This window comes from Streptomyces sp. NBC_00287 (genome assembly GCF_036173105.1).
Classification (GTDB): domain Bacteria; phylum Actinomycetota; class Actinomycetes; order Streptomycetales; family Streptomycetaceae; genus Streptomyces.
Map to the genome: position 1 here is coordinate 6,653,539 of NZ_CP108053.1, position 13,351 is coordinate 6,666,889.

The 13,351-nt window shown below is 72.0% G+C and carries 10 protein-coding genes; 5 read left to right on the plus strand and 5 right to left on the minus strand.

The annotated features are described in order from the left end of the window. The gene (locus OHT76_RS30510; protein ID WP_328874066.1) at positions 1 to 1,158 is read left to right on the plus strand and encodes a D-alanine--D-alanine ligase family protein; all 1,158 of its coding nucleotides are present in this window, start codon (positions 1 to 3) and stop codon (positions 1,156 to 1,158) included. A gap of 1 nt (position 1,159) precedes the next feature. Here the strand turns inward: OHT76_RS30510 and OHT76_RS30515 are convergent, their stop codons facing one another. Both OHT76_RS30515 and OHT76_RS30520 read right to left on the minus strand, forming a co-directional pair. Then, the gene (locus OHT76_RS30515; protein ID WP_328874067.1) at positions 1,160 to 1,660 is read right to left on the minus strand and encodes a DUF3515 domain-containing protein; all 501 of its coding nucleotides are present in this window, start codon (positions 1,658 to 1,660) and stop codon (positions 1,160 to 1,162) included. A gap of 20 nt (positions 1,661 to 1,680) precedes the next feature. Continuing rightward, positions 1,681 to 1,914, minus strand: coding sequence for an Lrp/AsnC family transcriptional regulator (locus OHT76_RS30520; protein ID WP_016432437.1), 234 nt, complete (start codon positions 1,912 to 1,914; stop codon positions 1,681 to 1,683). Between the two features lie 206 nt (positions 1,915 to 2,120). On the opposite strand from OHT76_RS30520, the gene OHT76_RS30525 reads away from it, so the two are divergent. Next, positions 2,121 to 3,089, plus strand: a complete 969-nt coding sequence (locus OHT76_RS30525; RefSeq protein ID WP_328874068.1) for a thiamine-phosphate kinase — start codon at positions 2,121 to 2,123, stop codon at positions 3,087 to 3,089. Continuing rightward, complete coding sequence (gene thiD, locus OHT76_RS30530) at positions 3,086 to 3,871, plus strand: bifunctional hydroxymethylpyrimidine kinase/phosphomethylpyrimidine kinase (RefSeq protein ID WP_328874069.1); 786 nt, start codon at positions 3,086 to 3,088, stop codon at positions 3,869 to 3,871. The genes OHT76_RS30525 and thiD overlap by 4 nt, the downstream gene beginning before the upstream one ends. Positions 3,872 to 3,998: 127 nt before the next feature. Here thiD and rpmB read toward each other — a convergent pair whose 3' ends face one another. Next, positions 3,999 to 4,184 (minus strand): 50S ribosomal protein L28, encoded by a 186-nt coding sequence (rpmB, locus tag OHT76_RS30535; protein WP_009190838.1) that lies wholly within the window; start codon positions 4,182 to 4,184, stop codon positions 3,999 to 4,001. A 258-nt stretch (positions 4,185 to 4,442) separates the two neighbouring features. Between rpmB and OHT76_RS30540 the strand changes: the two genes are divergently transcribed. Beyond that, positions 4,443 to 6,119 (plus strand): DAK2 domain-containing protein, encoded by a 1,677-nt coding sequence (locus tag OHT76_RS30540; RefSeq protein ID WP_328874070.1) that lies wholly within the window; start codon positions 4,443 to 4,445, stop codon positions 6,117 to 6,119. Between the two features lie 21 nt (positions 6,120 to 6,140). Here OHT76_RS30540 and OHT76_RS30545 read toward each other — a convergent pair whose 3' ends face one another. Together OHT76_RS30545 and OHT76_RS30550 are read right to left on the minus strand one after the other, a co-directional pair. Then, positions 6,141 to 9,086 carry a tetratricopeptide repeat protein gene (locus OHT76_RS30545; RefSeq protein ID WP_328874071.1) on the minus strand — a complete coding sequence of 982 codons (2,946 nt, stop codon included), beginning with the start codon at positions 9,084 to 9,086 and terminating at the stop codon, positions 6,141 to 6,143. Beyond that, entirely contained in the window at positions 9,086 to 10,915 is a 1,830-nt protein-coding gene (locus tag OHT76_RS30550; RefSeq protein ID WP_328874072.1) for an HSP90 family protein, read from the minus strand. The genes OHT76_RS30545 and OHT76_RS30550 overlap by 1 nt, the downstream gene beginning before the upstream one ends. Before the next feature lie 188 nt (positions 10,916 to 11,103). Here OHT76_RS30550 and recG point away from each other — a divergent pair, with 188 nt between their 5' ends. Next, positions 11,104 to 13,311, plus strand: a complete 2,208-nt coding sequence (recG, locus tag OHT76_RS30555; protein ID WP_328874073.1) for an ATP-dependent DNA helicase RecG — start codon at positions 11,104 to 11,106, stop codon at positions 13,309 to 13,311. Positions 13,312 to 13,351 lie beyond the last annotated feature (40 nt).

Consider the following 13,351-nt stretch of genomic DNA (forward strand, 5'->3'; position numbering starts at 1 on the left):
ATGAGCACCGAGAACCTCCCCCAGAGCCCTCAGCAGCCGCCTCGCAAGCCGCGCGTGGCCGTCGTGTTCGGCGGCCGCAGCTCCGAACACGGGATCTCCGTGGTCACCGCCGGCGCCGTACTGAAGGCCATCGACCGGACCAAGTACGACGTCCTGCCGATCGGCATCACGCAGGACGGCCGCTGGGCGCTCACCGCCGACGAACCGGAACGCATGGCGATCACCGACCGCCGTACGCCCACCGTCGCGGAGCTCGCCGAGTCGACCGAGGGCGGCGTGGTGCTCCCCGTCGACCCCGCGAACCGCGAAGTCGTCTACAGCGAGCCGGGATCGGTGCCCAAGGCGCTCGGTGAGGTCGACGTCGTCTTCCCCGTCCTGCACGGCCCCTACGGCGAGGACGGCACCCTCCAGGGCCTCCTGGAGCTCTCCGGCGTCCCGTACGTGGGCTCGGGTGTGCTCGCCTCGGCCGTCGGCCAGGACAAGGAGTACATGAAGCGGGTGTTCACCTCCTTCGGGCTCAAGGTCGGCCCGTACGTGGTGATCCGGCCCCGCGAGTGGGAGCAGGACGAGTCGGCCGCCCGTAAGAAGATCGTCGACTTCGCGGCCGAACACGGCTGGCCGCTCTTCGTGAAGCCCGCGCGCGCGGGTTCGTCGATCGGCATCACCAAGGTCGAGGATCTGGCGGGCCTGGACGAGGCCGTCGCCGAGGCCCAGCGGCACGACCCCAAGATCCTGGTCGAGGCGGCGCTGCGCGGCCGGGAGATCGAGTGCGGGGTGCTGGAGTTCGAGGACGGCCCGCGCGCGTCCGTCCCCGCGGAGATCCCGCCGCCGCAGGCGCACGCCTACTACGACTTCGAGGCCAAGTACATCGACTCGACCCCGGGGATCGTCCCGGCCCCGCTGACGGACGAGGAGACCGCCGAGGTCCGCAGGCTGGCGGTGGACGCCTTCGAGGCGGCGTCCTGCGAGGGGCTGGTCCGCGCCGACTTCTTCCTCACGGAGGACGGCGAGTTCGTGATCAACGAGATCAACACGATGCCCGGCTTCACGCCGATCTCGATGTATCCGCAGATGTGGCAGGCGACCGGGGTCGGTTACCCGGAGCTGGTGGACCGGCTGATCCAGGCGGCGCTGCGCCGCTCCACGGGTCTGCGCTGAGCTAGTTGGCGATCCCTTCGGGGATCGCCTTTTTCACGGCCGAGGCCAGGTCGATCAGCGCGGCCGAGCTGTCCACGCCCTCCGGCACGGTCACCTCGACGTACGCACTGCGATTGGCGCAGGTGAAACGGTACGCCCCGCCGTCCTGCTCCTCCATCAGCCAGTCGACGCCGTTCACACCACCGGCCACCGCGTCGGGGTCATGCCCCTCCGCGACCTTCGGGTCGATCATCTTCGGCGGCTGTGCGACACCGCAGCGCAGTATGATCTCCGGGCTTCCCCAGCCCGCGGTCAGCACGGACGCGGGTTCGGGATCACGGCGGCTCTCACCGGCCACCTTCGCCGGCAGTACCTTGTCCAGGTTCTTGCAGAGGCCGGAAGTCTTCGCGTCCGGTGAGGGAACCGCCGCCGACCCGCTGTCGTCTGCTGAGGAGCAGCCCGCGACGGTGATCGACAGGACGAGCGCGGGCAGACCGATGAGCCGGTGACGCAAAGAGTTCACCGGCCAAGGGTAGACGGGGGCTACAGATGGACGACCGGGCAGGTCAGGGTACGGGTGATGCCGTCCACTTGCTGGACCCTGGCGACCACCATGCGGCCGAGGTCGTCTACGGTGTCGGCCTGCGCGCGCACGATCACGTCATACGGTCCTGTCACGTCCTCGGCCTGGATGACTCCAGGGATCTTGCTGATCGTCTCGGCGACGGTCGACGCCTTGCCGACCTCCGTCTGGATCAGGATGTACGCCTGTACCACGGAACCTCCAGGGCGGCCACGAGGATCATGTGGGGAAAAGGAACGCCACGGTATCGCGTCGTCGCTCGTCGCGGGGAGACCCGCGGGGGACGGGGGTCCCGCGCCGGGGTGCAGGCACGACAGTGGTTGACGGTCACCTCGACCGTATCGAGGACAGTAGAGACCCGCGACCGGGAACGCACAGGGACAGAAGGGGCGTAAGGGCAATGAAGGGCACTGTTGGTGAGCTCGGGGAGTTCGGGCTCATCAGGGAGCTCACCTCCCGTCTCACCACCACCCCGGCGGTCCGGGTCGGCCCCGGCGACGACGCCGCGGTGGTCGCCGCGCCCGACCGCAGGGTCGTGGCGAGCACCGACATCCTCCTCGAGGGGCGGCACTTCCGCCGTGACTGGTCCACCGCGTACGACGTGGGCCGCAAGGCCGCCGCGCAGAACCTCGCGGACATCGCGGCCATGGGCGCCGTACCGACCGCCCTGCTGCTCGGTCTGGTTGTCCCCGGTGAGCTCCCGGTGACCTGGGCGACCGAGTTGATGGACGGTCTGCGCGACGAGTGCCAGGTCGCCGGCGCCTCCGTGGTCGGCGGCGATGTCGTACGCGGCGACACGATCATGGTGTCGATCACCGCGCTCGGCGATCTGCGCAACCAGGAGCCCGTCACCCGGGCCGGCGCACAGCCCGGGGACCTCGTCGCGGTGACCGGCTGGCTGGGCTGGTCCGCGGCCGGTTACGCGGTGCTGTCCCGGGGGTTCCGCTCGCCGCGGGCCTTCGTGGAGGCGCACCGGCGCCCGGAGCCGCCGTATCACGCGGGTCCCGCGGCTGCCGGGCTCGGCGCGACGGCGATGTGCGACGTCAGCGACGGGCTGATCGCCGACCTCGGGCACATCGCCGAGGCCAGCAAGGTCCGGATCGACATCCGCTCCGGCGCGATCGACATCCCGTCGCAGATGAACGACATCGGGCAGGCCGTCGGTGTCGACCCCATGCAGTGGGTGCTGACCGGGGGAGAGGACCACGCGATCGTGGCCACCTTCCCGCCGGATGTGAAGCTGCCCGCCCGCTGGAAGGTCATCGGCGAGGTCCTCAACCCCTCGGCGCTGCCCCAGGTGACGGTCGACGGGGCGCCGTGGACCAGCAAGGGCGGCTGGGACCACTTCGGCGGGGACATCGAGTCATGAAGCCCTGTGTCCTGTCGGTCGCGGGCTCCGACTCCGGCGGCGGGGCCGGGATCCAGGCCGACTTGAAGACGATGCTGGCGCTCGGTGTGCACGGCATGAGCGTGATCACGGCGGTCACCGCGCAGAACTCGCTGGGCGTACAGGGAGCTTGGCCGCTGCCCGTGGAGGCGGTGCGGGCGCAGTACCGCAGTGTCGTCGACGACATCGGCGTGCAGGCCGTGAAGACCGGCATGCTGGCCTCCGCGGAACTCGTCGAGGCGGTGGCCGAATTGCTCGGCGGCACGGACGCGCCGGCGGTCGTCGACCCGGTGGGGGTGTCCAAGCACGGGGACTCGCTGCTGGCCGCGTCCGCGCTGGACTCCGTACGCACCAAGCTGCTGCCGGTGGCCACCGTCGCCACCCCGAACCTGGACGAAGTGGCCCAACTCACAGGGGTGCTCGTCGAGTCGGAGGGCGATCTGCGGCGGGCCGCGGCGGCCGTGCTGGCGTACGGGCCGCGCTGGGTCGTGATCAAGGGCGGCCATCTCGCGGGCGATGCGGTGGATCTGCTCACCGACGGCTCCGAGGAGCACTGGCTGCGCGCGCCGCGGCACGACAACCGGCACACGCACGGCACGGGCTGCACGCTGGCCTCCGCGATCGCCGCACAGCTGGCGAAGGGGCAGTCGGTGCCGGAGGCGGTGACGGCGGCCAAGGAGTACGTCACGGGGGCCATCGCCGCCGGGTTCGCGCTGGGCGGGGGGATCGGGCCCGTGGACCATGGGTGGCGGTACCGCGCTTAGCCGTTTGGGGAATGCAAAAGGCCGGTGGGAAATGCAGAAGGCCGGTGGGAAGTGCAAAAAGCCGGTCCACTCGAGGTGGACCGGCTCAGAGCAGCGAACCAGCAGTGGCCGCGCGCTTAGCTGTGCGTCAGCGCGAGACCTTGCCGGCCTTGATGCACGAGGTGCAAGCGTTCACGCGCTTCGGCGTCCCGCCGACCACGGTACGGACGCGCTGGATGTTCGGGTTCCAGCGACGGGACGTACGGCGGTGCGAAAACGAGATGTTGTTGCCGAAGCCCGGCCCCTTGCCGCAGACGTCGCAGTTGGCAGCCACGGGTCACTCCAAAGACTTCAGATGCACTTACGGTTGAACCCGGCAGGCCGGGATCGAGATCGCAGGATCAGAGATCTGAGTGGCGTTGCCAGGGGAAATGGCCCGATCTGCATCGGGCAACCGGAGCAGCATACAACGACTGCGCCAGTAGAACGAAACTACCATGCCTGCTCAGGGGACCGCTCACGGCCCTCTTCCGGCGGACCCGGCCCCTGGGTCTACGCTGCGTCCACGTTCCAGCAGCTCAAGGAGGCGCAGGTGGCGCAGGTGCCGCAGACATTCTTCGATGCTCTCGCGGTACGCACCTGGTGCGGCCTCGCGCTGGAGGCGCTCGGTCGCGCGCGCGAGGAGATCGACGCGATCAACGTCTACCCCGTGGCCGACGGGGACACCGGCACCAACCTGTATCTGACGGTGGAGTCGGCGGCGGCGGCCGTCGACGCGGTGTTCATCGGGCATGAGGCGGGCTCCATCGGGCACGGGGCTAGCGCCGAGGGCACCGTGCCGGCCCTCGCCGACGCCGTGCGCGCGATGGCCCACGGCGCGCTCATAGGCGCGCGCGGGAACTCCGGGACGATCCTGGCGCAGCTGCTGCGCGGTATGGCCCAGGTGCTGGCCACCGACAGTGACTCGGCTCACGCCGACGCGAGCGGGCTCCGGCTCGCCCTGCGGCACGCCGCCGACTCCGCCCGCCAGGCCGTGGCCCATCCGGTCGAGGGCACCGTCCTCACGGTCGCCTCGGCCGCCGCCGACGCGGCCATAGGGGCCGAGGGCGACTGCGGGACCGTCGCGCGGGCCGCCTACGAAGGGGCGCGCGCCGCCCTCGCCGCGACCCCGCACCAGCTCGCCGTGCTGGAACGCGCGGGGGTGGTGGATGCCGGGGGGCGGGGGCTGGTCACCGTCCTCGCGGCTCTGGTGGAGACGCTCACGGGGGAGAGGCCGGTGGTCGCGGCGTCCCACGCGCGCGTGCCGGTCGACAGTCCCGGTGAGTGCGAGCCCGTTCAGGAGGGCGGCCCCGCCTTCGAGGTGATCTACCTCCTGGAGGCCGAGGACGCGGCCGTCGCGCGGCTCCGGGAGCGGCTCGACGCCCTCGGCGACTCGCTGGTCGTGGTCGGCGGCGACGGTCTGTGGAACGTCCATGTGCACGTCGACGACGCCGGTGCCGCCGTGGAGGCGGGCGTCGAGGCCGGACGGCCGTACCGGATCCGGATCACCCACTTCGGCGTAGGCGATGTGCACACCACCGGTGGTGAGCGGCCGCCCCGGGAGCGTGTCCAGCGGGCTGTCGTGGCCGTCGTGCCCGGTCCGGGCCTGGCCGGTCTGTACACCGAGGCCGGCGCGACCACCGTGCTCGCGCGCCCCGGGGAGCCGCCCGCGAGCGGGGAGCTGGTGCAGGCCGTACGACGGGCCCACGCGCGCGAGGTCGTGCTGCTGCCCAATGACGCGGAGCTGCGGCACACCGCGGCGGCCGCCGCCGAGCAGGCCCGTGCCGAGGGCATCCGGGTGGCGCTGATCCCCACCCGGTCCGCGGTCCAGGGGATCGCCGCGCTCGCCGTGCACGAGCCCGAGCGCCGCTTCGACGAGGACGTCGTCTCGATGACCTCCGCGGCCGGCGCGACCCGCTATGCCGAGGTCGCCGTCGCCGAGCGCCAGTCCTGGACCATGGCCGGCATCTGCCAGGCCGGTGACGTCCTCGGCCTCATCGACGGCGACGTCGCCGTCATCGGCGCGGATGTCACGGCCACCGCCGAGACCGTCCTGGACCGCATGCTCGCGGCCGGCGGAGAGCTGGTCACCCTCGTCCTCGGCGACGAGGCGCCCGACGGGATCGCCGGGCACCTCGAAGCGCGCGTACGGGAGTCCTACCTCGCCGTGGACACGGTGGTGTACCGGGGCGGGCGGCAAGGGGCGCTGCTGCTCATCGGCGTGGAGTAGGGCTCAGCGCTCCTCGGTCGCTCAGCCCTCCTCGGTCACCTGGAGCAGCTGCTCCGCCTCCGCTCGCCGTTCCTGTGCCGCCCCGTCCTCCTCGGCGGCGCCCTCGTACGCCGCCAGCACCGCACGCGCGCGTGCCGCCGCGTCCGTCGGCCGGCCCAGGTCCGCCTCCAGCCAGCCTGCGGCGAGTTCGGCGCCGGTACGCGCGTGGCGGCCGGTGTCCCCGAGCGCGGCGAGCACGGTGACCGCCTCCGTCATCCGGGCCAGTGCGTCCTCCAGGGCGGCCTGGATCGAGTCGTCCTCGTCGTCCTCGGCCGCGGACCGGGCGAGCAGATCGCCGAACTGGCGGTGCGTGTGGCCGAGCTCAGCGGTGAGCCGGGCGCAGGCCTCCTCGTCGGGTGCCTCGTCCAGCGCCGCCGCGCACTCCCGGACGGCGGCCGCCATCAGCTCCCGTGCTCCGTCCGCCCCTGCCGCGCCGTCCTCAGCGCGCAGTGCGAGCCACGCGCGGGCGCGCAGGGAGCGGACGAGCCCGTGGATGTTGCCGAGCTCGCGCCACAGGTCGCCCGCGCGCGTGTAGGCCCGGTCCGCCTCCTCGTTGAGCCCTGCCTGCCCGAGCGACTCGGCGGCCAGATGCGCGAGCGTGGCGTGGTCGTGCTGCTCGGGCCAGTGCCGGGCGATCTCGGCGGCCTGCAGACGCCGTTCGGCGGCCTCCCGGTGCTCGCCGAGCTCGCTCAGACAGTCGCCGAGCCACCACTGCGTCTGTACGACCGCGCCGTCGCCGTGCGTCTCGGCGGTCAGGTCGGGCAGCGCCGACTCCAGCACCTCGGCGGCCTCCGCCCAGCGCCCCTGGCGCAGCAGGAACCCGCCGAGCTGATGCCGTGCCCAGGCGCCGAGCGTGGGGCCCTCGCCCGCCTCGTCGGCCCAGTGCGAGGCCTCCAGGGCGTGGTCGGCGGCCTCCTCCGACAGGCCCTGGCCGCCGAGGACCTCGGCGAGCTGAAGATGCAGCTGCGCCCGGCCCGGCGCTTCCAGATGCGGTCCGCCGTGCTCCAGGGCCGCCCGCAGCGCCCGCTCGGCCTCCGCCGTGTCGCCGAGGTGGTGGGCGAGCCCGGCAAGACGGGCCTCGTACTCCACCGCGAACCACGGAAGACCCGCCCCGACGAACGCCGCCGCGGCCCGCGCGAACAGCCGGGCAGCCGCCTCCACATCCCCCGAGAGCGCCGCCAGCTCGGCGAGCATCGCCTGCGCCTCGGCGGCCCGCGAGGCGAGCCGTACGTCGTCGCCGGTGCGCCCGTCCACGAGCGCGAGGACCTCCCGCGCGGACGCATCGGCGGCGCCGAGGACCGCGGGGTCGACCGGCTCGTCGGCCTCGTGGACCCGGCGCATGAGCACGCGCGCGCGTCCCATCAGCACGGCTGCCGTCTGCCGCAGGCCCGTGGCGTCCTCGGCGTACAGCGCGAGGACCCGGTCGTAGGGCTCGGTCACCGCCGCCAGCGCCTCTTCCAGGCGGCCGGTGAGCGCCCGTACGTACGCCGCACGCGTGCGTGCCGCCAGCGACTCGCCCGGGTCGCCCGCCTCGGCGTACAGCTCGGCGGCCCGCTCGAACAGCTCGACGCCGGCGGGGCCGAGGTCCATCGCCCGGTGGTCGGTGATCTCCGCGCGGTCGCGTACGTCCAGCTCGACGCCCTCGGCGGCCCGCGCCACCGCCGCCCACGCCTCCACGGCGTGCGGCTGCAAGGTGTCCGACAGCCGCCGGGCCTCGGCCAGCAGCGTCGGCAGATCGGCCTCCACGGGCTCATCCTGCGCCGGAACCTCCGGCACCGGAACAGCGACGGGAGCCACTGTGGGGCGCGCCGAGCGGACCCCGAGAGGCAGCCGCTCCACCAGTGGTTCCTGCGCCATACGCGCGCGTGCCAGCTCGCTGACGTGAGAGGTGCCGTTGCGCAGGTCGAACCGACCGGCCAGTTCCAGCGCCTCCGCACGCGCGTGTGCGGCGAGTTCGCGTGCCGTCCAGGCGCGGCCCGCGGGACCCGGCACCCGCCGCTCACCGAGCCCGAGCCCGGACAGCCGTTCCATGAGCAGCGTGACGACGGTCAGGAACTCCAGCCTGCTGCGCGGATGCCCGCTGTCGGTGAAGTACGCGGGCCGCTCCGCCAGCAGTTCGAGGCCGCGCGCCTCGTTGCCGGTCAGCGCGCAGAACTCGACGTGGTCCGCGTAGGCGCCGCGCATGCTCTCCAGGGGCCGCACCAGCCGAAAGCCGCGCAGATGGTGGGCGCGCGCCTCGTCCACGTGGCCCAGCCGCAGCAGGGGCGCGAGCGAGGAGGCGAGCGCCGTGTGCGGTTCGTGGGCGCAGGCGAACTCGCCGTCCAGGACCGGTGCCCACAGCTCCAGCGCCCGCTCGCCCCGGCCCCGCTCCGCCTGCCACCAGCCCTGCCCGTGCAGCTCGCAGGCGTGGCAGTCGGCCATGCTGTCCCGGTCGGCGGCAAGCCAGGCGGCGTACGCCCGCTCGGCCCGCGCCACGTCCCCGATGTGCGCGGCCACGCTGAACTCGGCGCTGCGCACGGCCCGTTCGGAGTAGCCGGCGAGCCGGTAGCGGTGCTCCATCTCGCCGAGCCACTTCTCTATGGAGGCCAGCGGGACATGCGGCTGGTCGAGCATGCCGGAGGTCATCCACTTGAACACCCAGTGCAGCGAATGGGCCTCGTACTCGTCGAAGTCCTCGGGCCGCTCGTCCCACATGCGCAGCAGCCGCGCGAACGGGACGAACATCTTGTCCTTCTCGGAGCTGTAGTTGTAGACCTTCAGCTGGTGCCCGAGCGCCTCGATCACGGCGAGCGGGATGTTCAGCTTCTCGGCCTCGGCGAGCAAGTGCTCCGCGCGCGCGTTGCGGGCCGGGCCCTCCGGCTCCTCGGAGTTCTCGGCCATCGCCCGGCGCAGCGCGTCGAAGGCCGCGGTCCCGTCGATTCCGCTCATCAGCGACCCTCCTCGCCGTTCGTGGCCCACTCCAGCAGACCGATGAAGGCCCGGTTCAGCAGCGCCGAGTCGGCGGGCCTGAGCGGCCGCTGCGCCATCAGCAGGGCCTGTCCGTACAGCGACTCGGTGGCGGTGCCGATCAGTTCGGCGTCGCCCAGGGAACTGATGCGCCGGATCAGCGGGTTGAGATGGTTGAGCACGAGACGCGCGCGTGGCGCGCTGCCGCGCAGCGAGCCGAGGATGCCCGCCCACAGGTCGTCGGCCTGCTCCTCGGCCTCCGCGCGGGCCTGCTCGTGCCGGGACGCGCGGTCGTCCAGGTGCAGCGCGGGCACGGACAGCGGATGGAAGGCACGCAGGACGACATCGCAGCCCAGGGGGTCGAGCTTGGCCCGCGCGGCCGCCAGGAAGCCGGACAGCGCCAGCTCCTCGGCCGGGTCGACCGCGTCCAGGTGAGCGGTCACGGTGTCCGCGTCCAGCTCGGCGACCACCGTCCCCGGGCGGACCGAGGGCAGCGCCTCGACGAGCTCGCTGTCGTACGTGTAACCGCCGTTGATCACCCCGACGCCCTGCGCGGAGGCGATCGGCGCGACCTGCCGGTACTCCTCGACGGTCCGCGTGAAGTGCACCACCGGATGCCGCTGCGCGAACTCCTCCAGCGAAAGACGCCCGTCGGTCGTCTCGAAGGGCAGCCACGGCAGCATCGTGCGCAGCATCTCCTTGTCGTGCCGCGCCAGCGACTTCACCCCGAGGTGGTGCACCGACAGGAAGGCCGCCAGCCGTTCCGGATCACCGGCCGCCAGCCCGGTCAACCAGGACCGAATCCTTTCTCCCAGCGCCTCCCGTACGGCCGCCAGCGTCTCGTCCTCGTACAGCGCCTCGCGCGAGGCCGTGGGCCGAAGACTGTCGGTGTCCAGGACACAGCGCACGAAGAACGCCCAGTCGGGCAGCAGCTGTTCGGCCCGCTCGGTCAGCAACATGCCCTTCAGATGCACCCGATGACCGGCACGCCGGGCCGGACTGACCGCCGACGGCAGCACATACGCCACCCCGCGGATCCCCGCCAGGGGAACGTTCAGCTCGATCGAGTCCAGCGGAGTGAACCCGAACAGCTCATGACAGTGCCGGGCCAGCGCCACCCGCCGGTTGGCGGGGGAGGGGTAGGCACGGTCCCAGGGGGCCGGCAGATCGGTGACCTCCTCCTCGCCCACCCGCACGTCGTACGGCAGCAGCGAGCCGAAGTCCCGCGCCAGCGCGAGCACCCGCTCCCGCGTCAGCCACTCCCCGGCACCGGCCCGCGCCACCAGATGCACGGTGGTGCCCGGCTCGGGCCGCTCGGCGTCCGGCAGCGTCCGCACGGTGTACGAACCGTCGTCCGTCGCCGTCCACTCCACCGGTGGCGCATCCGGCGTACGGGCGCTGCGGCTGACCACCCGGATCCGCTCGGCGACCACGAAACAGGCCAGCAAGCCGATGCCGAACTGGCCCAGGAAGTCGGAGCGGACCGCCTGAAGACCGTCCGCCCGTTTGGAGCTGCGGCCGATCGTCGCCAGCAGGCTGTGCACATCGGACTCGGTCAGCCCGATACCGGAGTCCTCCACCCGCAGCCCGCCGTCGGCGTCGACGGACAGCCGCACCCGCGCCGGGGCGTCGGGCTGCTCGGCCCGCCGGGCGGTGATGGCGTCCACGGCGTTCTGCAGCAGTTCGCGCAGGTAGACCCTGGGACTGGAGTAGAGGTGATGGGAGAGCAGGTCCACCAGACCGCGCAGGTCGACCTGGAACGTATGAGGGGACTGGGATGCCTGGGATGACTGTGAGGTCTGGGAGTCCATCGTCGCTGCACCGGTGGGGGGAGGGCGTCGGCGCGGGGTCGGGCGGTCCGTGTGAGGCGATGACCGCGAAGGATGGCCGGAGGCGCGTCATCCTAAGGCCCCGGCCACCCGTCTGACCAGGGGTTTCGCCGGACGTATACGGGCCGTGCGGCGGAAGGTCTACGGCATTGTCAGTGCCGTGGTGTGCAATGGATCTCGTGCCCGCACTGCAAGAACCTCTCCAGCAGCCACTGAAGTCGGTGCTCGGCCCCGCCACCGCGAAGGTGATGGCCGAGCACCTCGGCCTGCACACCGTCGGCGACCTCCTGCACCACTACCCGCGCAGATACGAGGAGCGCGGCCAGCTCACCCACCTCGCCGACCTCCCCATGGACGAACACGTGACAGTGGTCGCCCAGGTCGCCGACGCCCGGCTGCACACCTTCGCCTCCGCCAAGGCACCGCGCGGCAAGGGCCAGCGCCTGGAAGTGACCATCACCGACGGCAGCGGCCGGCTCCAACTGGTCTTCTTCGGCAACGGCGTTCACAAGCCCCACAAGGAGCTCCTGCCGGGCACCCGCGCGATGTTCGCGGGCAAGGTCTCCGTCTTCAACCGCCGCCTCCAGCTCGCCCACCCGGCCTATGAGCTGCTGCGCGGCGACGGCGACGAGACGGTCGAGACCTGGGCCGGTGCCCTGATCCCGATCTACCCCGCCACCGCCAAACTGGAGTCCTGGAAGATCGGCAAGGCGCTGCAGACGGTGCTGCCGACGGCCCAGGAGGCCCTCGACCCGCTCCCGGACAGCCTGCGCGAGGGCCGCGGCCTCGTCCCGCTGCCCGAAGCCCTGCTGAAGATCCACCGCCCGCACACCAAGGCGGACATCGCCGACGCCCGCGCCCGCCTCAAGTGGGACGAGGCCTTCGTCCTCCAGGTCGCCCTGGCCCGCCGCAGGCACGCGGACGCCCAACTCCCGGCGGTGGCCCGCAAACCCAAGAAGGCCGGCTTGCTCACGGCCTTCGACGACCGCCTCCCCTTCACCCTCACCGAGGGCCAGCAGAAGGTCTCGCGGGAGATCTTCGACGACCTGGCCACGGAACATCCGATGCACCGGCTGCTCCAAGGGGAAGTGGGCTCCGGGAAAACGATGGTGGCCCTGCGCGCCATGCTCGCCGTCGTCGACGCGGGCGGTCAGGCCGCCATGCTCGCCCCCACCGAGGTGCTCGCCCAGCAACACCACCGTTCCGTCGTCGAAATGATGGGCGAGCTGGCCGAGGGCGGCATGCTGGGCGGCACTGAGCACGCCACCAAGGTCGTGCTGCTGACCGGTTCCATGGGAGCCGCCGCCCGCCGCCAGGCCCTGCTCGACCTCGTCACGGGTGAGGCGGGCATCGTGATCGGCACCCACGCGCTGATCGAGGACAAGGTGCAGTTCCACGACCTGGGCCTGGTCGTGGTCGACGAACAGCACCGCTTCGGCGTCGAGCAGCGGGACGCCCTGCGCGGCAAGGGAAAGCAGCCGCCCCACCTCCTCGTCATGACGGCCACCCCCATCCCGCGCACGGTCGCGATGACCGTCTTCGGCGACCTGGAGACCTCGGTCCTCGACCAACTCCCGGCCGGCCGCTCCCCGATCGCCAGCCATGTGGTCCCGGCCGCCGACAAGCCCCACTTCCTCACGCGCGCGTGGGAGCGCGTGCGTGAGGAGGTCGAGAACGGCCATCAGGCGTACGTCGTGTGCCCCCGTATCGGCGACGAGGAAGTGGATCCCAAGAAGAAATCCGCCGAGGACGAGGCGGAGAAGCGCCCGCCACTGGCGGTCCTCGAAGTGGCCGACCAACTCGCCAAGGGTCCGCTCACCGGTCTCAAGGTGGAGGTCCTGCACGGCCGAATGCACCCCGACGACAAGGACGCCGTCATGCGCCGCTTCGCCGCGGGCGAGACCGACGTCCTGGTCGCCACGACCGTCATCGAGGTCGGCGTCAACGTCCCCAACGCCACCGCCATGGTGATCATGGACGGCGACCGCTTCGGCGTCTCCCAGCTCCACCAGCTGCGCGGCCGTGTCGGCCGAGGCTCGGCACCCGGCCTCTGCCTCCTGGTCACCGAGATGCCCGAGGCAAGCCCGGCCCGCCAGCGCCTGAACGCCGTGGCCGCCACCCTCGACGGCTTCGAACTCTCCCGCATCGACCTGGAACAACGCCGAGAGGGCGATGTCCTAGGCCAGGCCCAGTCCGGCGCCCGCACCAGCCTGCGGATGCTGGCGGTCATCGAGGACGAGGAGATCATCGAGGAGGCGAGGCAAGAGGCGACGGCGGTAGTGGAGGCGGACCCGGAGCTGACCGATCTCCCAGGCCTACGAACGGCCCTGGACGCCCTCTTGGACGAGGAAAGAGAGCAGTACTTGGAAAAGGGGTGAAGTGGACTCACCTCAGGGGCGCGGGGAACTGCGCGACCAG